The following is a 20,297-nucleotide window of genomic DNA, read 5'->3' on the forward strand; positions in this document are numbered from 1 at the left end:
GACAAGGAGGTTGAGATGCTCGTGTTATCAAGGAAAGCTGGCGAGTCACTGTTGATCGGCCAGGGGCTTCTGGGTGAAGGAATCCAGGTCACTGTGGTGGCTGTTCAGGGCAACCGCGTGCGACTGGGAATCACCGCTCCAGCGGAAGTCAGTATTCGTCGTCAGGAGATCGTTCTGGATCTTCCTGAAGTTGCAGGCTCAGAAGAACCCTGCGCCATGTCATCGGAGTCGCATAGTCGGACACCAGAATTCGTATAGTCTGGTCTGCGATCGATTGTCTCTCCGAGAATGAACTGACTGAGTTTGAACCTCGGGAAGTTGAACCCGAGTCAGTTAAACACAGGGAAGTTTGACACAAACTCCCGGAACTTTTGGCCGGTCGATCTCACACTTTCCATAAGTGTCGAGATCGGGGATGCAGATGAGTGCATCATTATTCCCGTTGCATCAACATGATCATTTAACAATTGAAGAATTCGCTGGCAGCAAGGTCGAGATTGAATTTGTCGGCCAATAGTCACTTTGAAACAGAATGAGTAAGCCCCCGAGTTTTGTCGGGGGCTTTCTTTTTTCCAGCATCACTCGATAGGCCGGCACCACTTCACGCGCCGGCGTCACGTTATGCAGGCTTCACGCCGCGAAACCATTTTTGTCGCAATGAACCACACGACGTGATCTGCTCGAAGCCAATCTCTTTGAGCCACTGGCAAACATCGGCAGCAGGGTGTACCAGTCGGCGAAAATCAGGATGCGTCGGCCATCCACGCCACTGGGTAATCCCGCAGGCATAGAGCCAGTCACGAAGTTTGAACCCCACTCGGGTTCTGGCACTGATGGGCTCGCAGTTCAATTGAAAAACCAACTCTCCGCCAGGTGCCAGAACTTCAAAGGCATCTGCAAAATAAGTCTTCAATAGCGGAGCGGGGACATAGTAGAGCACTTCGTACGAAAAAACGGTCTGCAGAGCATGCCCCTGCTGCTGAGAGACAGCCAAGGCACTTCTCAGTTCATCCGTCACCAGGCGCTGACCATCGAGCAGATAGTAATCGATATTCGCCAGTGTCTGTTTCTTGCGGGCCTCTTCCAACAGCTTCGGGGCAATATCGACAGCGAACACATGCCGGGTGCGACGAGCCAGAGCATGGGACAACCGGCCCACGCCGCAACCTATTTCCAGCACGTCTCCCTGGCTGTCGAGATTCATCCCGCCGACAGCGAACGCATCGACCAGGTCTTGTTCAGCCGAATCGACGATCTCATTCCACGATGCATCCTTCGAGATCAGTTTGTCCATCGAGGTCGGGCCCTGCTCGAAGTAAGCCCGATCCCACCATTCCGAAGAACTCTTCCGTTTGTCGGCAACTGCATCAATCGCTATCGACATGCTGCATTCCTTGTCAGGTGACATTTCGCCAGTCATCAAGTTTCATGACGATCACATTGACAATGAATATGCATTTGGAAGCTTTCGTTTTCTTCAGTTTTATCTCGAAGGGCTCGATTTGGGCTGTGCAGAAAAGCAACATCTTGTCACGACTGCTACAGGCCCAACTCCACAGGCTGTATTTTCAGTTATTTGCATCTATTTCCTGATGCAAAGGCTGGAAAACGAGAAAAGCCCGCAGCAGTGAATCACTGTTGCGGGCCGGCCATTCTCGGATTTCTCTCCTCACGAGGAGAGTCAATCATGCATTACCAGTTGTTCGGGCTGAGGAACCACCACCACTTGTCGGTGCGTGAGCGGAACTTCAAATTCCAGTATCCGTCATCCCATTCCAGGCTGGCCTTACGCCATCCCAGTGGAACTTGAGGATAAGGATAGAACGGTCCAATGTAAGGGAAGGCACTGGCACTGTACTGCTGTGGGTAAGTCACGGCAGCATAGTTGGGATACTGGGCATAGCTTGGCCAGGCATGGTCTGGCATAGAAGCGTTGTTGTACATTGCACCGGGGGCACCGCCACCTGGCATCCCGGGGCCCATGGCCATCGGCATACCGGCTGGGCCACCCATTGGACCGGGCATCGCACCCATTCCAGGACCGCCCTGTGGAGCACCTTGATAGGCAGCACCGTAAACTTGTGGTGGCATTCCAGGACCAGCCATTGGCCGACCCATCTGTGGTGCCATTTGAGGTGCCATCTGTGGATAGCCCACTGGCTGAGCACCACCGGCAGGAGCACGTTCTTCTGTGCAGACCAGATTGTTCTGAACCTGGGCCACACCCGAAGTTGCCTGACAGGCACGGGTGGCAGCTGCTTTCTGAGCCATGGTTGGCACAGAACCATCGAGTGTCACCACACCGCTCTGATAACGGATTTCAATATCGTAGCCATCGAGCTGGGCGGAAGTCAGCGACTGTGCAATCTGCTCAGCCATCTGCTGATTCGAAACACCAGCTTCGAAGTTCACCTGCTGAATGTTCTGACGTGGGGCATTCATGGCACCACCGGCCTGCTGCACACCACGACCGAAATCTTCGGGTGGCATTTCATTGCGGGCCACGGCCTGCTTAGGGGCAGCAGCCGGGCCGGCAGCCTGTGCTCCCTTGCGGGCAGCGACAGCCTTGGCATCGACCACCACCAGTTCATTGTTCACACTCTTGACGCCGGGCACGCGCTCCACGACCTGTGAGGCCTTGTCACGCTGCTTGGGATCTGTCACTTTACCCTTCAAAGTGGCCACGCCACCTTTACAGGCAATTTCAATGTCGAAACCCTGCAGACGAGCCTGCTTCAGAGCGGCGGCCACATCTTCGGCCATTTTCTGATTGCTGCTTGTCGACTTGGTTGCGGCTGGCTCGTCCTTAGACGACCAGGGGGCGGCAGTGCCGACATTCGGGATGCTTGCCAGCAATCCCAGCGTCAACACCCACTGACCGTACTTACGCATGAACTGGTCTCCTTACCGGTTATGATCCGACTGCCGGGATGTCTCGATCTCAAAACTCCGTGCAGACGGAACACACCGAGAATGGCCTTCGGTCGAATTCTGCTGCGGGCGGAAAGGCGATCGAGTTCGCCTCTGTCATGATTTCAGAAGAGCCTGCCTCACAATCCCTGCGGGCAAAATCTCTACCTGTCACGTTACATCGGGTGGGATGCTTCCTCAGGCACAGACTATTCCGTTTTTTTCGACACTAACCATTGTAACGCCTGCGGGATTCGCCGATGTTCAGCCATCCCCCACCTCCCAAAGCCAGTGAGCGGCAGCATGTGCCGGAGTATTCGACGAGCGATATGGGGAAATGTCGCGTAGGCGAGCAGGAAAGAAGGCGAGAAGGTGGAAAGGGAAGAAGGAATGAAGGAAAGAAGGCAGAAAGGAGAGAAGCCGGAAGGGGAGAAGTCAGAAGAGGAGAAGTCGGAAGTTCGTCTGGCAAATGCTGGCGGCCAGCCGAAAGCGGCACTCTACCGGAGTTTGTCTTAGCCGGAATTGGTCTCAGCCGGAGATGAACTCAGCCGAGATGAAGATGTGTGTGTATGAGCTCCCAAGCTGGGAAGCCCCGTCGCTGGCCACCAGGTTCACTTCCCTCTTCTCTTCTTCTATGTCTCCCGTTTTTATATCTCCGTCCGCTGCATTTCCCTCCCTGCTGAATTTCCTCCTGAACAGGAAGCAAAGCCTCCTGGATCTCGACGGCATTGCCTAAGGTCTCAACCACCATCTCCCACCACCGCCCTGACATCGCCTTCTTAAATCCGACTTCTTCCCTTTCCCCCTTCTTAGCTTCTTCTCTTCTCAGCTTCTTTGCTTCTTTGCTTCTTTGCTTCGATCCTTCCCACAGCACCCGGCAATGACCGCCGAAGAAACTCTGCGTCAAGGGCAGTTGCGACCTCCCAGCCGTTAAATCCGAAAAAACCCCACAGTTTGACAGGCTGAGTGATCGATACAGAAGGTGCAATCGGTGCGATCCAACAGCTTTGAGATCGCTCAATTAACCATTCATCGTCAAGTTTGCCCCTTCGGAGTGAGAAGATGCCCAAGTACGGATGGCTCAAGCGCCTGGCGCTCGTCGTCGTCGTTGGCATGACGACGCTATCCAGCAGTGGCTGCCAGCTCCTTCTCTGGGATGGCTTCCTGGGGACTGCCTTCCAGTTTGCTGGGTTCTGGGATACCACCCCGCTGATCCCTGTCAGCCCTTATTACAGTGAACTCATCGAGGATGCTTACATCCGCGAAGAGCGTTACGAGAAAGTGCCCGTCCTCGATCCCATCGAAGGCGAGCATGCTCCGATCTTCTGTCAGGATCCTCCCTCACAGGACGAAGTGATGCGGGCCATGCCGAACATCACCTCGGGTGGCTGGGTCTTCCTGGCGGAAACCAGCATGAACAACGTGCGCATCGTGGTGGAACCGATCGTCGACCGAATCGACGATTGCCGGTTCTTCCCGATGGTGGGCCCTGCTCGTCTCAAGCATTGCCACTACAAAGCCACCATCTACTTCGACAAGACAATCCGCTCCGGTTGGCCGGTTCCCTTCTCTCACAAGGATGAATCGATCGAAGTGGTCTACATCGACCATGATCACCTCATCCGCTGTGCAGGCCCCGCCACTCCTCAGTAATCAACTTGTCAGACAAAGTTGCAAATTCTCAGCACCCGAAGTTTCGCATCTGCGAGGCTTCGGGTGCTCGGCTTTTCTACGAAACACAACTGGCAAGCAGACATGGACTTCAAGATCTCCAGCCAGACTTCATGACCCCTTCTCCCGTTCCGACGGGAGAAGGCCGGGATGAGGGAGAGTTCAAACGTACCTGGGGGCGTGCAATCAACGAGCGACTTCAACGCATGACGCTCTTGATTTCTGGCGGCCGGGTGGCTGGGGTCAAACGTCTTCGTTTGCCCCCAGGTTGTCTGCCGCTGGTTGTTGATCCCGTTTTTCATGGGGAGGAATTTGGCAGTTGCATTCCTGCTCGTGAACTCGATTGACCAGGGGGCGGATGAAGACATCCGACCCCTGCCACCCAGACGGAGCCTGCTGAGTATAGCGAAGCAGGCTAAGTCAGGGCCGACTCCTTTTGCGGCGATGACGCACACTTATTCAAGATACAAGAGCGAGTTCAAACGTACCTGGGGATCGATCCACAAGCAGCTTTATCGCAGCACGCTTTCTGTTAACATGGAGTGCCTCACGGATTCTCAACGAGTTGACCGGCTTTCAAATAGCACCGCCGGGGGTACGATTGGGCCATGGCTTCACTATGAGTGACGCAGAGCAGAATACTGTGTGACTCCAGCGCCAGATCGACCAGTAACTTCCCCACAATCTCGGCCGCCCGAGGATCGAGATTCCCTGTCGGTTCATCGGCCAGCAGCAGCCGCGGGCGATTGATCAGCGCCCGGCAGACGGCAGTCCGTTGTCGTTCCCCCCCGGAGAGCTGGGCCGGCTTATGATCCATCCGCGCTGTCAGCCCGACCTGATCCAGCAACATCAATGCCCGCTCTCGGACTTCATTCGAGATGCCACGATGAGGTAAAGCCGGCAACAGGACGTTCTCCAGCACTGTGAGCTGAGGCAACAGGTGATGATCCTGGAAGATGAAGCCAATTTTTTCGTTTCGAAATTGAGCCTGTTGAGTCACATCCATCGCAAAGGGATCTTCACCATCAAGACGGACTGTTCCCGACGTCGGATGATCCAGCACACCCAGGATCTGCAGGAGTGTGCTTTTTCCACATCCAGAGGGGCCGGTAATCGCGATCGCCTCTCCCGTGTTGGCAGTGAACCCGACACCTTGAAGAATGTGCAGCGTCTCGGAGCCATTCGAGAATTCACGCGACAGATCCTGGACGACGAGTGCCGGGTGACCTGATGGCGTTGATCGATTCGTCATAGAAATTTCCATCCCGACGTACCAATTTTCTCTGGAAGAGTAAGATGATCCTCGCAATTGAGCTTGCTCGCTCGAGTTGTGAATTGCCAGTCTGCCACGAAAAGTCCATGTCGGTCTGGCACCCAGAGCCAAAAAACGATGAGCTATGCAATTGCAACGGATAGTGAAAAATCGAGTCTTGACTCGCATGAACACTTTAGATATTATTTAATTGATGAAACGACAGAGTGAGGTAGCCTGAATGGATGACGCCGAACCAGTTCTTCACGAGCACACACATTCTCCACGCAAGCTGCCCATCGCCGATGTGGCAGCTTGTCAGATGGCGGCTGATATCTTCCGCGCTCTGGGAGATCCCAGTCGTCTGCGGATGCTCTCGTTGCTCATCCACGATGAACTGTGTGTTTCTGAGATTGCCGAAGCTTTAGGAGACAACCTCTCGGCTGTCTCGCAAAGGCTCAAGCTTCTCAAAAGCGAACGCATCGTGGGTGCCCGCCGGGAAGGCAAGCACATCTTCTACCGCCTCTCGGATCATCACGTGAAAGACCTCGTGACCAATGCGCTCGCGCACGTCACGGAGCCCCACGAACATTCCTGACAACACGCCCCTATAGAAAGTTCCGACAAATGGCTCATTCATGCACCAGCCACGATCATGTTCACGGCCCCAACTGCGGCCACAAAGCCGTTCAGCACAATGGACACATCGATTACCTGCACGACGGCCATCTGCATCATCAGGAGCAGGCCGGGCAAGTGACTGAACATCAGTTTGAAGTCAATGCGACCAATCCCGCAACTTGCACATCAGGCCATGCCTGCACCAGTCATGCGGCTGATCACATCCATGGAGAGAACTGTGGCCACCCTGCCGTTCCTCACGGCGATCATGTCGATTATCTCGTCGATGGCCACCTGCATCATCAGCACGCTGGCCATTGCGATAATCACGGCCCGGTCACAGTCGCATAATCACTGTGGCGTAGTGAGAACTTTGTGCCATTTTCCAAAAGGCAAGGTGCTCGTTTCACCGCTTCGAACCTCAGGAAAATGGCACCTCGATTGACGGAGCCAGGCCGGTGCAAGAACATGCTGGCAGATTCTTATTCTGCCAACAGTTCTGCCCCAGCCGTGGAATCGACATGCCTGCCCGAATCATTGATGGAAAACTGATTGCCCAGCAGTCTCGCGAAGCATTGGCTCTTCAGGTCGCTGAGTTCACCACAGCAACAGGTGTGACCCCTCGATTGGCTGCAGTTCTTGTGGGCGATGATCCGGCCAGTCAGGTCTATGTTTCCAGCAAGCAGAAAGCCTGTGCCAGTGTTGGCATGGCCTCTGATCTGTTTCGTTTACACACTACGACCACTCAGGCTGAGTTACTGGAACTCGTGGATCGCCTCAATCACGATCCGTCGATCCACGGCATCCTCGTCCAATTGCCACTGCCATCGCATATTGATCCCGAAGCTGTTCTCGATGCGACACATCCTATGAAGGATGTCGATTGCTTCCATGCCGAGAATGTCGGGCTGCTGATCCAAGGTCGCCCGCGGTATCTTCCCTGCACGCCTCATGGTGTTCAAGTTCTGCTCGAAGCGAGTGGCGTATCGACCGATGGTGCCCATGTCGTTGTTCTAGGTCGCAGCGACATCGTGGGGAAACCACTCGCCAATCTGCTGGCTCTCAAAGGGCCCGGTGGTAATGCGACAGTGACACTTTGCCATAGTAGAACCCGCAACATTGCCAGCTTCACCCGTCAGGCTGATATTCTGGTGGCGGCCATTGGCCAGCCGCTGTTTGTTAAAGCCGATATGGTTCGTGAAGGAGCCGTCGTGATTGACGTGGGAACCAATCGACTCGATGGTAAACTGGTGGGCGATGTCGCTTTTCATGAAGTCTCTGAAAAGGCGGCTGCGATCACACCTGTTCCTGGTGGTGTGGGGCCGATGACCATTGCGATGCTTCTCAAAAACACACTCACCGCTGCCCGATTGCAAACGAAATCCATCGCCCGCTAGCGACACGCCTTGAGCATGGCGTCGATATCCCCTGGCCACGGACACGGCTAAGTTTGCCCCGAGAAGTCTCCCAACTTCTACCAGCTTCCACAAACCGACTCTTTCACTTTCATGAGTTCATTTTCTGGGCGAAATTTCTAATTCTCGCTCTGATCGTGTCAGTCCGTCGGTAGACTTAAACAATTCATAATGATTGCGATGGGTCAGACTGTCTGGTGCGAGAGCTGCGATCATGCCAAATTGTTACCGACTTCTATTGAACTCTGAGAGCGACCGTCCCCCTCGGATTGCGATAGCGATCGCGTTGGGCCTGAGTCTGTTTTTAGCGATGAATGCTTCAACAGCTTTGGCAGAAGCCATCACGATTCGGTCAGCTCAAATCACGGTCGCAGAGCAACTGGAAATTCCGGCTTTAGAATCAGGCACACTCGTCGAGCGGTTTTTCCGTGAAGGCGAAGTCATCGAAGAAGGTCAGAAGATCGGCCAGATTGATGACCAGGTCGCCAGACTGGCGGCTGCCAAAGCCCGTGCCGAACTCGCTTTGGCCAAAGCACTGACAGAGAGTGACTTAAAACTGCGTTTTGCCCGCAAGAACGCCGAAGTCTCGAAAGCCGAACTGACAAGGTCGCTGGAATCGGTCGCGCGTTACCCGAAGAGTGTTTCGCAGACCGAACTCGACCAATTAGCACTGGCTGCCCAGAAGGCCGAACTCGAAGTCGAGCAGGCTGAGTTTGATCAGCGGCAACTGGCACTCCAACAGGAGATTCGCGCACAGGAACTGGCAGGAGCCGAGTTGATGGTCGCCCGTCGTGAAATCAAATCGCCTCTCTCTGGCACAGTGGTGAACTGGAAAAAACAGCGTGGGGAATGGGTTGATGCCGGGACACCTGTCGTGAGAGTTGTGCGACTAAATCCTTTGCGGATTGACACCTTTCTGCCATCCAGCCAGGCCCGACTGTTGCGGATCGGGCAGACAATTCAATTTCTCCCTGTGGCCGGTAAAAAGTCTCCCATCGATCCGTCGAAAGAAACAGGGAAACAAACTTCCCAAGTCACGCCCCGGGAAGGGAAGATCACTTTTATCAATCCGGAAGTCGATCCTGTCGGTCAACAGGTGCGGATCTGGATCGAGCTGCCCAACCCGGATTTGTCACTTCGACCTGGTGATCGTGGAGATGTCACTCTGGAACTACCAGAAACGGACACGCCAGTCACTGTCCCACCAGTTCGCTAAACTGCTCGACGTTTCGTCTCTGTACTTCTCAACGCATCCGTAAAGTGAGGCTTCAGCGGATGAATGGTTTCATCGTTCGAGAGTCGTGCTTCGGCCGCTTGAGGGAGCATCTGCTCAAAGTGCTGGACCAGAATCTGATCATACCGGCCGGGGTCTGAATGACGGGCCTTGTTATGTTTGGCCCTGGGAACAATCCAGACTTTTGCCAGAGGCGATCGGATCCGACGCATCAGTTCCTGACTCAAGTAGTAAGGAACATAATTATCTTTCTCACCAGCAATAAATAAAGTCGGACACGACTTGAGTCGCTTTAAGTACGATTCAATGTGGACATATTGAACCTTTCTCCGCCGGGCACTCAAAAACTGGACAATGGCCACCGTGGAGCGGTAGTGCCAGTCGGGAATCAACGATTCGGCCCATTGAGGCATATAAATCGATGCCCAGCGGGAAACAAAATGAAATGCCAGCATCGAGAGCGAATAGGCACCATCGCAGCAGGCCACGAGAACATGTGGATATCGAGCTGCGACCCAGAGTGCCGCTGTCGAACCTCGACTGACCCCCATCACACCGAGAGGCAGATTGCTGAATTCGGCATGACTTTCGATCCATTCGAGTGCTGAAATCGTATCGTCGATCTCATAGCGCGTCATCCACTGGTTGGGTTCATAGCCAGTCAACGAATCGCTTTCTCCCTGATTGCGAAAGTCGAACGATATCACCGCAAAACCAGCCTGGATCAGGCCATCGCAATAATGACGTGCCAGCCAGTGGGTGCCGTCCAGTTCGGTGCAGAACAAAATCACTCCCCGAGGCAGACCATCTTGTGGCCGATGAATCGCACCACGCAACGTCAGGCCCAGAGTCGTTTTGAAATCGATTCTTTCTGCCGTAGGATCGGTAAGAACCCGTACCACGTTGAATGGTGGTTTGATATCAAAAGTCGAAAGGACAATTCGTACATAAACAATACGAATGACTATTTCGATTGACAGTAGTGCGATCAACAGGCAGATGGTGATCGTAAGGCCCATAGTTTCGCTCTAATTCAGATCGATTCCAGAAAGATCGCTACAGCCATTCTGTTGAGTCAACGGTAGATACGATGATCCAACAGATGGTTTTGAGCGACAGGTATGCACGAGGTCAGTTCGGGCAGTTTCCAGAATCAGTAGTCGTAACGAATTCCCAGGCCCGTCAATTGAGTCGTATTCCCCAGGAAGGAAAGCTGGTTATCGGCACCATTGTAGAACTGGAAGCCAGCTCTAAAGGTGTGGTCACTCGTGTCGCCGCGCCACTGCCAGCCAATGAGAATATTAATACTTCCGCCCCAGTCGTTCTCTTCCATGAGATGGACGTTACAGGCTGCGAAAGGTGCTCCCCGAAATCCCGTCGGACCAGGCGGGTTATACTCTGCTCCAAACTGAACTTCCCAGGGCCCCGCTCCATCAGTCAGGTAGAAGCCGTAGCCAACCTCAAAATAGGTTCTTAACTCAGGGACAGGGAAGTAACCCACGCCTGTCACCAGACAATCCCGGCTGTAGTTTCTACGAACAAAAGTCGGATTCTTGAGGATAAATTCATCACCCAGATGGCTGCTGATATGGTAGTAGCCGAACTTCCACTGGAAGGGGCCTTCTCGATAGGTAATTGGTGTACCAATGCGGTAGTCAGTCGCCATGACATCCCGCTCAGTTTCGGGGAGCATTCGTAAGAAGGCACCACCTTCAACATCCCATTGCCAGCCTTCGGGATCGATTCCGCGTGCCGTCCCATAGCGCAAGAGACCAAATCGACCGCCAAGCACCGAGTCCCAGTACGATTGGCCGCCATTGGTGGGGAACAGCCACGAAGTCGACATCCGGGGTTCTTTTTCACCGGCGATATACGATTTATACATTAAACCTTCAGGGACGATATGCCATGACCAGGGTTCGTCAGCATCCCAGACCGGCTGAGCGGCTTCCGGCAGGTAGGCATTCGGAGATGCCGGAGCCCATGGCCCGGCATTCATCGATGAAGCAGGTGCCGGCGAACTTAACGGATTGAGTATCGATCCGGAATCGCCTGCTGCCGTCTCGTCATAGCTGCCTGGTGGTGCAGGAATTCCACTCTCTGAATTGCCGGGAATTTGCCGGTAGGAAACTGGCGAAATCTCTCGTTGCCCGGCTTCATTCAGATTCAGTTCCATGGTGGGGAGTGTCTGATACTCGCCAGAGAACGGATCATTGCTGCCAACCGATGGGATCGCTGTTGAACGCGGACTTGTTTCTCCAGTTGAACTCCGTTGAAAGCGGGGATCCACAGGGAGAGCGGAATTGCGCCCTTGCGGATTTCGAGGCAATGGCGGGCCGTTCACCTGGGCCAGTGCCATCGACGCGGTGCTGAAAAGCAGGAGCGCAGGAATCACGGCCAGGCAACCTGCGAATGCACGCATCTGCCCCGCCAGGTTTACCTTGCAACAGGCGGCGGCAATAAACCGCTGTGACCAGTCGTGTGCCATTATGCTGGTTTCATCGTCAAAAGCAGATGTGCCGCAGGCGATAGAAGCGACCACCATAGGTCTTGCCATGCAAAGACATATCTGTAGGGAATGGATTGTGGAACAGGTTCGGACGGGAATGACCAAGCCGCGCAGTGGCTTTGAAATCGCTGAAGATCGATAGAAGCCGACAGGGAGGACAGGATGTTGAGGATGAAGACAGGAAAAACGGACTTTCGAGCCATCCTGTTCTATCGGAGTTCAGGTTTCTTGCACAGACCTGTCCGTCGGCAGAGAGCCACGAATGAACCCAACCTTGCGGAAGTGAAAGTCGTGCCAGGCGTGGTTTCAGCAAGAATTGCCACCAACTGGTGAGAATCGGCAGAACTGGCAGCAGTGACTGGTCTCCAGGCCGGGAAAAGATGAACAGATGAAACCCTGCCATGGATAGGGACCAAAACAAAAACGTTCGCTGGCAGTTTCCAACCTGATGCGACGATAGCCGGAGCGGATGAGTCGCCTATCTCATTTCTTCACTGGTGTTTATGCGCATAACTCTCTGCAATAAAATAATTTGCGTCACGAAGTGCGCCCCAGCCAGGTGAGCAGCCAATCGCAGCACCTTGGAGATGACGTTGAGTGGTGCTTCCGCCCGGAACTCACCGTGGCGAGAGCCGCTCGACAAAGCTAAAATTCTCATCACTTTGTGAAGGATGATGTTTCCATGACTGCCTTGCCTGTTCGCGTTGGTCTAATCGGTGCTGGAGCAAATACTGTCGCCAGGCACATTCCCGGTTTTCGAGCAATTCCCGGCGTAACGATTGCGGCTGTCGCCAATCGAACGTTGGCCTCGGCCCAGAAAATTGCCACTCAGCATGCGATCCCCGCCACTTACGGCACCTGGCAGGAGTTGCTGGCAGACCCTCAAATCGACGCTGTCTGCATCGGGACATGGCCCGACACTCATGCCGAGATCACCTGTGCGGCACTGAAAGCTGGTAAGCATGTGCTGTGCGAAGCCCGCATGGCTCGCAATGTGGCCGAAGCCCGTCAGATGCTACTTGCCAGTCAGGAACGACCCCAACAGGTCGCAATGCTGGTCCCCAGTCCCTTTGGCTTGCGGGTTGATGCCGAAGTTCGAAACCTGATCGAACGGAATTTTATTGGAGACTTACGGCAGGTGGTCGTGATTGGTCTTGATGATCAATTTTATGATTACTCACAGAACCTGCATTGGCGTCAGGATATCGAAAAAAGTGGTTTGAACGCTCTGACCATGGGGATTCTGCATGAAACGGCGATGCGCTGGATCCCTCCCACGAAAAAAGTTTTTGCACAGACACAGATCTTTGAACCCACCCGGCCAGATCCCCATTCCGACGAAAATCTCCCTGTCACGACACCCGAACTGGTGCACGTGCTGACAGAGCTGGAAGGCCACGCCCGCGGTGTTTATCAATTCTCAGGGATGGCTCTCCATGCCCCGGTCAAGCAGATTCACCTGTATGGCAGCACCGGAACAATCCGTGTGGAGTTTGGGGCCACTGAGAAACTGCTGGTGGGCAGGCCCGGTCAACCGCAACTGGTCGAGGTGGAAATTCCAGCGGAGCGAGTCGGGAAATGGCGAGTGGAAGCGGAGTTCATTGGTGCCATTCGGGGCGAAGAACCTGTTCGCCTCACATCGTTTGCGACCGGTCTTGAGTATATGAAGTTTACCGAAGCCGTCGCACGAAGTGCCCAGGCAAGTCGCCAGGTCTCATTGGAAGAGACTCTCGCTTAGCTGTAGCCATGGTCACTCACTGAACACTCGTCTGGTCTCCTGGAGCACAGCGGAATACACCATTCTCCTGACAGAACGAACACCCAACGACATTCTTCTGCATCGCAGCCTTGGTTATGAACGTCCAAAACCTGCTTCGCACCGATGAACCCGGTTCGAATTGGCGTTCTCGGCGAACTTTTCCGGGGAATCGTGTGTGAGTTCCTTGTCGGCTCTCTGACATGCCGATACACTTCGAACACGGTGGACAGTTAAGAAATCTAACTGTTTCATCAACATTGACGCGGGGTGGAGCAGCCCGGTAGCTCGCGAGGCTCATAACCTCGAGGTCGTAGGTTCAAATCCTGCCCCCGCCACTTGAAGAGCCCGAGATCACTCGTTTGTGGTCTTGGGCTTTTCCTTTTCGAGTCACCTCACTTCAAGCATTTCTTTTGGCCTCTGCGCCGTGATCTTTGAGCGCACCCTGCCCACCCATCGCGGCGTTTGACGCTGGCTGATCCAGTCATCAAATTTCTTATGAATCCACAAAATAAAAACTGGACTGATAAACACTCACCGACTAGTCTGTTCCCCGATTGTCAGTTTTCGAGAACACTGTTGTTTTTTACAGGGGATCACTGATGCTGGGTCTGTTTCTTGGTGCTGCCATTCTGGGCCTGATTATCTCGATCATGGAGGAAGGAGAGTTTCCCGGCTGGGGAAAAATGATCGTTTGTGTGCTTGCGGCAGTTATCCCAGCCGCCATCTTGAATGCCTTCCTGCCACCCGAATTGTTCCTCGTTGGTTTAGCAGTCGGTGCTTTTTGTGCAGGCTGTGCGATATCGGCTTTGTGCGGCATGTCTGTCCAACGTGCTGCCATCGCGGCCAGCATTTATCTGGGGATCAATGTAGCCCTCTCGCTGACATTAAGTGCCCTGCTCTCCCGATAATTAAAATTCTTGACGGATCCGGATGATGCAAGACCGCTTTGTCCCGGCAGCAGTCCAATCATTTGCAAATCTGGATGATACAGATTGCGAATAGAAACTATCGCCATCGTCCTGAGGAGTTCAGCCTATGTTTCGCTGTGTCATATGGGCTGCTAAGTTTTCTCATCAGTTCCCGAGACCATTTTTCGACTTCTGGCGACTACGATCAATCCTTATCCCGCTGACTCTGGGGTTCATAGCGTTCATACTGGTTGCTCTATCTGCCGACGAAGCCAGTGATCCTCTGAAGGTTCAATACCTTGAAATCCGACTCACACATGCAGAACAACAAGAGATCACAAAACTGATCGACCTTCTTGAGTTTGTTTCGAACGGGAAGGAATCAGATTCATTCGATGAACTGATTGCAGAATATCCGTATGACGGATCTGACGCCGCATATCAAAAGGTGCAGAATGCTTACCAGAAACTGAAAGATTATCAGGTCAAATCACTCCCTTTGCTGGTTCAACATTTGAAAGACAACCGCAGTTCACTCAGTTTCCCTTACGGTGCCATGGGCGGCAGGTCGACGGTTGGAAACGCCTGCTATTGGAATATCTATTCTCAACTGGTCGATCTCCCGGAAGAATACTCATGGCATGGATACTCTCGATTGGGACGAGGTGGCAAAATCTATCGCCAACCCCGGGATTGTGCCAATCTATTTGATCATGCGAGTGGGATCGACCAGTGGTTCAAGCAGAATTCTGATCTCTGCTATATCGAAATGCAGATTCAAGGTCTGAAATGGCTACTCACCGCAGAGAAAAAAGTTGGCATTCCAAAGGCAGAATCTTATTTCTTGCATATACTTCCACTGGAAATACAGATTCTTCGCAAGCAGAAACTCATGGGTTTACCGGTTGATGAAGCACTGAAACACCTAGAGCAGGCACTACGGGAGAGAGATCTTTCGATAGTTCCCAAAGACCTCCTGGCCGATGAACCGCAGGAACTGCCCTGATGCCACATCGAGAGATTGTCACTGATGATCAGCCTGGAAAGGGCTTTGAGTTGCCGCTGCGACTGCTTGCGGGTTTCCAGTTTCTCGGTGGGATTGTTTTCGCGCCTTTCGCCTGGGTGCTGATTTTTACACCTCTGGGTATATTCTTCCCTAAGTACCAATACGATCTTCGGGATGTCGTATTGTCTATCATGGGCGCCCCATTGGCGATCACCGGCTATTTTGTCTGGGCAAACTGGTTTCTATATGCCGTTCGAGGACGTTTCTTTCGGAATTGGGGAGTGGCCGTTCAACTGATCTCACTGATGAATCACCTGGGTTGGCTCGTTTGCTTTCCATCGATTCGTCAGCAGTCATTCTTTGCATTTCTGGAAACTGCACCCGAGATTGCTGCCTGGCTGCTCTTCAATATCCTGGTGTCGATGATGTTAGGGCTCTATTTTCTCGACAAATCCCGCACGACCTATGACTTTTGAGCGAAGCCGAACATCTTCCTCCTGCCGATTGGCAGGCGTCGCAGTCTGCGGCTATCGAGTTGTCATCTGCAAGAGCCTGCGCACTGCAAACTCCTGGCTTTCATCCAATTGTGGTTGAATTGCCCATCATTCACAGTTTACATTTGAACATATGGGTTTTCCGCTTGATGTTTGATCAAGATGTCGTCCCTCAAAGCGTCGAGTGATCACTGTTGTGAGTTTGTTGGCGGCGGTTGCAACTGACCAGGAACTTGAATGCCGGAAGATTTCCGCACGGAACATGTTGAGTCAGGTCATGAGGTGCTTTCGGGAAATGGTGAAGCACAGGGAATTCGGGTTCCCATCGAGCAGATCGCTTCTTTGAGTCGCGACATCGAAAAAACGCTGCTTATGACGCAGCCTGGAGTGCTGACGACTGAAATCAGTCCCGAAACTTTGCAGCGCATGCAGCAGATTCTTGATCATCTCTCGCCGAAGCTGGCCGCAGATTCTTCAGGAGCAGAGCCGCATCTGGTCGATCTCCCACCATCGATCGGTCGGTATCGAGTGACCAAGGTTCTGGGACGAGGTGGATTTGCCGTCGTCTATGCAGCGCATGATCCGCATTTAAACCGGGAAGTCGCAATCAAGGTGCCTTTGCCTTATCGGCAACTGACACCCGATGCGAGGCAGCGATTTCTTCTCGAAGCCCAGGCCGCGGCCCGGTTGGATCATCCCCATATTGTGCCCACTTTTGAAACGGGCTCGGCCGGTGAGTTACCCTATATCACTTATGCTCTCTGCCATGGACCCACATTGTTTCGCTGGTTAAGCCGTCATGGGCCACTGTCGCCGCGAGTGGCTGCAGAACTGGTGATGCAATTGAGCCGAGCGGTCGCTTACAGCCATCAGCAGGGTGTGCTCCATCGCGATTTGAAGTCGGCCAACGTGCTGTTATTCCCAATCGCGGATGCTTTCGCAAATTCTGAAGAAGAGTTTCCCTTCATTCCGCGACTGACCGACTTTGGTCTCGCCAAAGTGCTCGAAGGAACCCTGGTTGAAACCTGTTCCAGCGTCATTATGGGAACGCCCCATTACATGGCCCCGGAGCAACTCGAGAAAGGGCTTCGCGGTTGTACACCGGCGACAGATGTGTTCGGGCTGGGCACAATTCTGTTTGAATGTCTCACAGGAAAGCCTCCCCATCAGGGAGATACTGTCATTGAAATTCTGGCTTCGATCCGTGAGGGCGAAGTTTCCCACGTCAGCCAGTTTCGTCGGGATGTTCCCCAGGATCTCGTAAGAGTTTGCGATAAAGCACTCAGCTTTTTGCCGGAAGATCGTTATGCCACGCCTCAGGAACTGGCACAGGATCTGGCGCGATTTCTATCGCATGAATCAGTGCTGGCCACCGGGCCCAACTGGCAGACACGACTCTGGCGAGCCGCCCGGCATCCCGCGCGAATTGCCGATGCAGCCGCATTCATCATCATGAGTAACCTGGCGATTATCGCCTGGATCACGATCTTTCCGATCTCAATCGTATTTGGTTTAGCGTTCACACACTCTGTGGAGCTGGGCCAGTTGATGCCCCATACAGCACCGTTGTGGGTATTTCACTTTCTGATGGTCATTTTGGGATACCTCATTGGGCGAAAGTCGCTCTGGGCTGCCATGGCTTCCACCATCAGTGGAGCGGTACTGACACTCTTCATCTGGTCGGTCCTGGCAAGATGGATCACGCCGCCCTATCCGGCGATTTACTCGGATGACAAAGCCCGGGATATTGTCTTTGTCCTGCTCCTGGCGATTTTTGGAGCACAAACGATACTCAGTGCTTGCGCCTGGCTGGCACTCAAAACACTTTCGCTCAAAAACCGTCAGCCCGGTGCCGCTAGCTGATGCTCTTCACCAATCATGACTTGAACTTGAGTTCCCACCACCAATCCTGCCTTCAGAGAGGAAGCCCATGCGATGGCTGCTGACGATGACCTGCCTGGCAATCACACTGGTCGGTATGACACTGGTCGGTATGACCTCGATGAACTTGCCTCGTTTGATGGCCTCCGAGCCAGAGGTCACAACTTCGGTGGTTGTCGATGACGGGAAGGCGGCTGAGTTCAAGTCGATTGGTCCCGAATGGACATCTATCAAAGATCGCCCGGGGTTATCAAACGCACTGGTCGCGAGTGGTCAGAATCGATGGCTGCTCTCTCAAAAGGGTATCGGCGCGGGTGATTTTCAGATTCGAGTGCGGCTGCAACTGGCCAAATTGGATGGGACCGCCGCCGCTTTCGATTTCGGCAGCAGTCGCTTCGGCCTGGATGGTAAAGCCGGCCTGCTCTTTGTCGAAGGGCCACTCTTTCGCAATCAACCGGCTGCAACGCTCAAAATCGCCGACCTGGTGCAGCCCGATGTTCCCTTCTTGCTCGAAATCGTTCGAAAGGATGAACAAACCCGGTTTCTGATCAATGGCCAGACGGTCTACACGTTAAATGGCTGGAAAGGCTCTGTCGGTCGAGTGGGGTTGCGACCGTGGCGAAATGAGCTGGCGGTGTTTGACTTCTCGATCAAAGGAAATCTTTACGAATTGCCAGCACCACCTGCGCCCTTATTTCAAAGTGGCTTTGCGGGTGGAACGGAGGGTTATCACACATATCGCATCCCTTCTTTGACAGCCATGCGTTCGGGAACGTTATTGGCCCTTTGCGAAGGACGAAAAAACTCAACGGGCGATAGTGGCGATATCGACCTCGTCATGAAGCGATCGACCGATGGAGGAAAGACGTGGAGTCAGCCTGTCGTCCTCTGGGATGATGGCGAGAATACTTGCGGCAATCCGTGCCTGGCCGTTGATCAAACGACGGGAGAGCTGTTGCTGCTGGCCACGTGGAACCGGGGTGATGACCACGAAAGCGAGATCATTGCCCAAACCAGCCGCGATACCAGGCGTATCTATATTCTGCGATCCAAAGATGACGGCTTGACTTGGAGCCAGCCGGCGGAGATCACCAAAGATGTGAAACAACCCGACTGGACATGGTATGCGACAGGGCCGGGTGGCGGGATTCAAATCCAGCAGGGCTCCCACGCGGGTCGACTCATCATTCCCTGCGATCACATTGAAGCCATAACGAAAAAGTACTACTCGCACATCATCTACTCGGATGATCATGGGCAGACCTGGAAACTGGGTGGCAGAACACCGACCGCAGGGGTGAATGAATGCGAAGTCGTCGAACTGACTGGGGGAAAACTGTTGCTGAATATGCGGAATGCCAGTGCCAGCCGGCAGAGGCAAATGAGTGTGAGTGACGATGGCGGCCTCACCTGGAGTGAATTAAAGCCCGACGCGGCACTCATCGAGCCTGTCTGTCAGGCAGCCATCCTGCGGGCAAGCTGGCCAACTGGCCAAGAGCCGGGTTGGATTCTCTTCAGCAATCCTGCCAGCACCACCAGCCGCACGAACTTGACAGTTCGCGGCAGCCGGGATGACGGCAAGACCTGGCCTGTCAGCAAAGTGTTGTATCCGGGCCCAGCGGCCTATTCTGATCTGGCATTACTTCCTGATGGCAGAGTCGGTTGCCTGTTTGAAGCGGGTGAAGCCAACTATGCCGAGTCCATTGTGTTTGTGACATTCGCAGTGAGCGAACTGACGAAATGATGCCCCGCCACTTCGTGCAGGCCACATGCCTTCTATGAAGTCAAGACGCTCTTTGTGCCATGCTTGCCGGTTCTGGGCTTTCTATGACACACAACTGCCACCCAAGGGTGGCCCGGCCAACTCGTGGCCGGGTCGTTGTGTTCGACACAACGACAAGAAGCTGCGCCATGCGAATGCCTGCCGGGAACCCTCGCCCGCGTCATCGTGGGAGAGGGTGGTCTTTTCCGTATCTCATTGTGCTGACGAGTGCCATGCTACGCCGTCCATGATTTTTCACCGGGTATAGCGCAGGTTGTCGCCAAATTTTCGTTGGGCTTTTGTCAGGAATTTCCAGCGAAGGGATTGAGTCGGGAGTGGCAGCTCTCCCACACAGACGCTGCCGAGGGTTTTCCTCCTTCTCCCGTTCTGACGGGAGCAGGCTGGGATGAGAGCGAGCTCGAACGTATTGGGCGTGTGATTCACCAGCGGCGGGTGGCTGGGGTCAAACGTCCTCGTTTGCCCCCAGGTCGTTAAACACTGATCGTTCATCCCGATGTTCATGGGGAGGAACCTAACAGATGCACTCATGCTCGTGAACACAATTGACCAGGGGGCGGATGCAGACATCCGATCCCTGCCACGCAGTCATGAGGAAAGACTCCTTCTCCCGTTCTGACGGGAGAAGGCCGGGATGAGGGCGAGCTCGAACGCATTGGGCGTACAATGCACTATTAGCTACATCGCGCGATGCTTGTCATCTCTGGCCACAGTCAGTCAATTGGTGCTCCTGCGGAAACCTCGTGACTGATATACATCGAACGGAAAGACCCTCACCCGGCACTTCGTGCCACCCTCTCCCACGCAGACGCGGGCGAGGGTTTTCCTCCTTCTCCCGTTCCGACGGGAGAAGGCCG

The 20,297-nt window shown here is 53.8% G+C and carries 20 protein-coding genes and 1 tRNA gene; 15 read left to right on the forward strand and 6 right to left on the reverse strand.

Annotated elements, in window-relative coordinates:
* The first annotated feature begins 15 nt into the window (after positions 1-15).
* Positions 16-258 (forward strand): carbon storage regulator, encoded by a 243-nt coding sequence (locus A6X21_RS00070; RefSeq protein WP_068845177.1) that lies wholly within the window; start codon positions 16-18, stop codon positions 256-258.
* 361 nt (positions 259-619) lie between these two features.
* Here A6X21_RS00070 and A6X21_RS00075 read toward each other — a convergent pair whose 3' ends face one another.
* Both A6X21_RS00075 and A6X21_RS00085 read right to left on the reverse strand, forming a co-directional pair.
* Positions 620-1,384 carry a class I SAM-dependent methyltransferase gene (locus tag A6X21_RS00075; RefSeq protein ID WP_068845061.1) on the reverse strand — a complete coding sequence of 255 codons (765 nt, stop codon included), beginning with the start codon at positions 1,382-1,384 and terminating at the stop codon, positions 620-622.
* A gap of 308 nt (positions 1,385-1,692) precedes the next feature.
* Positions 1,693-2,892, reverse strand: coding sequence for a BON domain-containing protein (locus A6X21_RS00085; RefSeq protein ID WP_068845065.1), 1,200 nt, complete (start codon positions 2,890-2,892; stop codon positions 1,693-1,695).
* 408 nt (positions 2,893-3,300) lie between these two features.
* Between A6X21_RS00085 and A6X21_RS25300 the strand changes: the two genes are divergently transcribed.
* The 3 genes from A6X21_RS25300 (at position 3,301) to A6X21_RS00100 (ending at position 4,928) form a co-directional block, all read left to right on the forward strand.
* On the forward strand, positions 3,301-3,426 hold the full coding sequence (locus A6X21_RS25300) for a hypothetical protein (RefSeq protein ID WP_261340635.1): 126 nt from the start codon (positions 3,301-3,303) through the stop codon (positions 3,424-3,426).
* A 546-nt stretch (positions 3,427-3,972) separates the two neighbouring features.
* Positions 3,973-4,563, forward strand: coding sequence for a hypothetical protein (locus A6X21_RS00095; protein WP_068845069.1), 591 nt, complete (start codon positions 3,973-3,975; stop codon positions 4,561-4,563).
* A gap of 131 nt (positions 4,564-4,694) precedes the next feature.
* On the forward strand, positions 4,695-4,928 hold the full coding sequence (locus A6X21_RS00100) for a hypothetical protein (protein WP_131818092.1): 234 nt from the start codon (positions 4,695-4,697) through the stop codon (positions 4,926-4,928).
* 200 nt (positions 4,929-5,128) lie between these two features.
* On the opposite strand, the gene A6X21_RS00105 is transcribed toward A6X21_RS00100, so the two are convergent.
* Positions 5,129-5,833, reverse strand: coding sequence for an ABC transporter ATP-binding protein (locus A6X21_RS00105; protein WP_068845073.1), 705 nt, complete (start codon positions 5,831-5,833; stop codon positions 5,129-5,131).
* Between the two features lie 241 nt (positions 5,834-6,074).
* Here A6X21_RS00105 and A6X21_RS00110 point away from each other — a divergent pair, with 241 nt between their 5' ends.
* The 4 genes from A6X21_RS00110 to A6X21_RS00125 all read left to right on the forward strand — a co-directional run bounded on the left by A6X21_RS00110 (position 6,075) and on the right by A6X21_RS00125 (position 9,085).
* Positions 6,075-6,431 (forward strand): ArsR/SmtB family transcription factor, encoded by a 357-nt coding sequence (locus A6X21_RS00110; protein WP_068845075.1) that lies wholly within the window; start codon positions 6,075-6,077, stop codon positions 6,429-6,431.
* Positions 6,432-6,460: 29 nt separating this feature from the next.
* Positions 6,461-6,805, forward strand: coding sequence for a hypothetical protein (locus A6X21_RS00115; protein ID WP_068845077.1), 345 nt, complete (start codon positions 6,461-6,463; stop codon positions 6,803-6,805).
* Positions 6,806-6,975: 170 nt separating this feature from the next.
* Positions 6,976-7,851, forward strand: coding sequence for a bifunctional 5,10-methylenetetrahydrofolate dehydrogenase/5,10-methenyltetrahydrofolate cyclohydrolase (locus A6X21_RS00120; protein ID WP_068845179.1), 876 nt, complete (start codon positions 6,976-6,978; stop codon positions 7,849-7,851).
* A 232-nt stretch (positions 7,852-8,083) separates the two neighbouring features.
* The gene (locus A6X21_RS00125) at positions 8,084-9,085 is read left to right on the forward strand and encodes an efflux RND transporter periplasmic adaptor subunit (protein WP_083233276.1); all 1,002 of its coding nucleotides are present in this window, start codon (positions 8,084-8,086) and stop codon (positions 9,083-9,085) included.
* Here A6X21_RS00125 and A6X21_RS00130 read toward each other — a convergent pair.
* On the reverse strand, positions 9,082-10,122 hold the full coding sequence (locus tag A6X21_RS00130) for an alpha/beta hydrolase (protein WP_068845081.1): 1,041 nt from the start codon (positions 10,120-10,122) through the stop codon (positions 9,082-9,084). The genes A6X21_RS00125 and A6X21_RS00130 overlap by 4 nt on opposite strands.
* A 134-nt stretch (positions 10,123-10,256) precedes the next feature.
* Positions 10,257-11,660, reverse strand: a complete 1,404-nt coding sequence (locus A6X21_RS23930) for a DUF1207 domain-containing protein (RefSeq protein ID WP_110766410.1) — start codon at positions 11,658-11,660, stop codon at positions 10,257-10,259.
* 634 nt (positions 11,661-12,294) lie between these two features.
* Between A6X21_RS23930 and A6X21_RS00145 the strand changes: the two genes are divergently transcribed.
* The 7 genes from A6X21_RS00145 to A6X21_RS00175 all read left to right on the forward strand — a co-directional run bounded on the left by A6X21_RS00145 (position 12,295) and on the right by A6X21_RS00175 (position 19,404).
* Entirely contained in the window at positions 12,295-13,350 is a 1,056-nt protein-coding gene (locus tag A6X21_RS00145) for a Gfo/Idh/MocA family protein (protein WP_068845086.1), read from the forward strand.
* Between the two features lie 282 nt (positions 13,351-13,632).
* Positions 13,633-13,706: transfer RNA gene (locus A6X21_RS00150), tRNA-Met, on the forward strand.
* A 264-nt stretch (positions 13,707-13,970) separates the two neighbouring features.
* Positions 13,971-14,279, forward strand: coding sequence for a hypothetical protein (locus A6X21_RS00155; protein ID WP_013111687.1), 309 nt, complete (start codon positions 13,971-13,973; stop codon positions 14,277-14,279).
* A gap of 127 nt (positions 14,280-14,406) precedes the next feature.
* Positions 14,407-15,285 carry a hypothetical protein gene (locus A6X21_RS00160; RefSeq protein ID WP_068845088.1) on the forward strand — a complete coding sequence of 293 codons (879 nt, stop codon included), beginning with the start codon at positions 14,407-14,409 and terminating at the stop codon, positions 15,283-15,285.
* Entirely contained in the window at positions 15,285-15,761 is a 477-nt protein-coding gene (locus tag A6X21_RS00165) for a hypothetical protein (RefSeq protein ID WP_068845089.1), read from the forward strand. Before A6X21_RS00160 ends, A6X21_RS00165 begins: the two co-directional genes overlap by 1 nt.
* 255 nt (positions 15,762-16,016) lie before the next feature.
* Positions 16,017-17,642, forward strand: a complete 1,626-nt coding sequence (locus A6X21_RS00170) for a serine/threonine-protein kinase (protein ID WP_068845092.1) — start codon at positions 16,017-16,019, stop codon at positions 17,640-17,642.
* 67 nt (positions 17,643-17,709) lie between these two features.
* The gene (locus A6X21_RS00175) at positions 17,710-19,404 is read left to right on the forward strand and encodes a sialidase family protein (RefSeq protein ID WP_068845093.1); all 1,695 of its coding nucleotides are present in this window, start codon (positions 17,710-17,712) and stop codon (positions 19,402-19,404) included.
* Positions 19,405-19,677: 273 nt separating this feature from the next.
* On the opposite strand, the gene A6X21_RS24485 is transcribed toward A6X21_RS00175, so the two are convergent.
* Entirely contained in the window at positions 19,678-19,932 is a 255-nt protein-coding gene (locus A6X21_RS24485) for a hypothetical protein (RefSeq protein WP_165603630.1), read from the reverse strand.
* Between the last annotated feature and the right edge of the window lie 365 nt (positions 19,933-20,297).

It is taken from the genome of Planctopirus hydrillae, from assembly GCF_001707835.1.
Classification (GTDB): Bacteria; Planctomycetota; Planctomycetia; order Planctomycetales; family Planctomycetaceae; genus Planctopirus; species Planctopirus hydrillae.

Bases quoted from the DNA above. Each gene is read 5' to 3' on its own strand.
- A6X21_RS00070 (WP_068845177.1), top strand. From the start codon at position 16: ATGCTCGTGTTATCAAGGAAAGCTGGCGAGTCACTGTTGATCGGCCAG.
- A6X21_RS00075 (WP_068845061.1), bottom strand. From the start codon at position 1,384: ATGTCGATAGCGATTGATGCAGTTGCCGACAAACGGAAGAGTTCTTCG.
- A6X21_RS00085 (WP_068845065.1), bottom strand. From the start codon at position 2,892: ATGCGTAAGTACGGTCAGTGGGTGTTGACGCTGGGATTGCTGGCAAGC.
- A6X21_RS25300 (WP_261340635.1), top strand. From the start codon at position 3,301: ATGAAGGAAAGAAGGCAGAAAGGAGAGAAGCCGGAAGGGGAGAAGTCA.
- A6X21_RS00095 (WP_068845069.1), top strand. From the start codon at position 3,973: ATGCCCAAGTACGGATGGCTCAAGCGCCTGGCGCTCGTCGTCGTCGTT.
- A6X21_RS00100 (WP_131818092.1), top strand. From the start codon at position 4,695: ATGACCCCTTCTCCCGTTCCGACGGGAGAAGGCCGGGATGAGGGAGAG.
- A6X21_RS00105 (WP_068845073.1), bottom strand. From the start codon at position 5,833: ATGACGAATCGATCAACGCCATCAGGTCACCCGGCACTCGTCGTCCAG.
- A6X21_RS00110 (WP_068845075.1), top strand. From the start codon at position 6,075: ATGGATGACGCCGAACCAGTTCTTCACGAGCACACACATTCTCCACGC.
- A6X21_RS00115 (WP_068845077.1), top strand. From the start codon at position 6,461: ATGGCTCATTCATGCACCAGCCACGATCATGTTCACGGCCCCAACTGC.
- A6X21_RS00120 (WP_068845179.1), top strand. From the start codon at position 6,976: ATGCCTGCCCGAATCATTGATGGAAAACTGATTGCCCAGCAGTCTCGC.
- A6X21_RS00125 (WP_083233276.1), top strand. From the start codon at position 8,084: ATGCCAAATTGTTACCGACTTCTATTGAACTCTGAGAGCGACCGTCCC.
- A6X21_RS00130 (WP_068845081.1), bottom strand. From the start codon at position 10,122: ATGGGCCTTACGATCACCATCTGCCTGTTGATCGCACTACTGTCAATC.
- A6X21_RS23930 (WP_110766410.1), bottom strand. From the start codon at position 11,660: ATGGCAAGACCTATGGTGGTCGCTTCTATCGCCTGCGGCACATCTGCT.
- A6X21_RS00145 (WP_068845086.1), top strand. From the start codon at position 12,295: ATGACTGCCTTGCCTGTTCGCGTTGGTCTAATCGGTGCTGGAGCAAAT.
- A6X21_RS00155 (WP_013111687.1), top strand. From the start codon at position 13,971: ATGCTGGGTCTGTTTCTTGGTGCTGCCATTCTGGGCCTGATTATCTCG.
- A6X21_RS00160 (WP_068845088.1), top strand. From the start codon at position 14,407: ATGTTTCGCTGTGTCATATGGGCTGCTAAGTTTTCTCATCAGTTCCCG.
- A6X21_RS00165 (WP_068845089.1), top strand. From the start codon at position 15,285: ATGCCACATCGAGAGATTGTCACTGATGATCAGCCTGGAAAGGGCTTT.
- A6X21_RS00170 (WP_068845092.1), top strand. From the start codon at position 16,017: ATGCCGGAAGATTTCCGCACGGAACATGTTGAGTCAGGTCATGAGGTG.
- A6X21_RS00175 (WP_068845093.1), top strand. From the start codon at position 17,710: ATGCGATGGCTGCTGACGATGACCTGCCTGGCAATCACACTGGTCGGT.
- A6X21_RS24485 (WP_165603630.1), bottom strand. From the start codon at position 19,932: ATGAACGATCAGTGTTTAACGACCTGGGGGCAAACGAGGACGTTTGAC.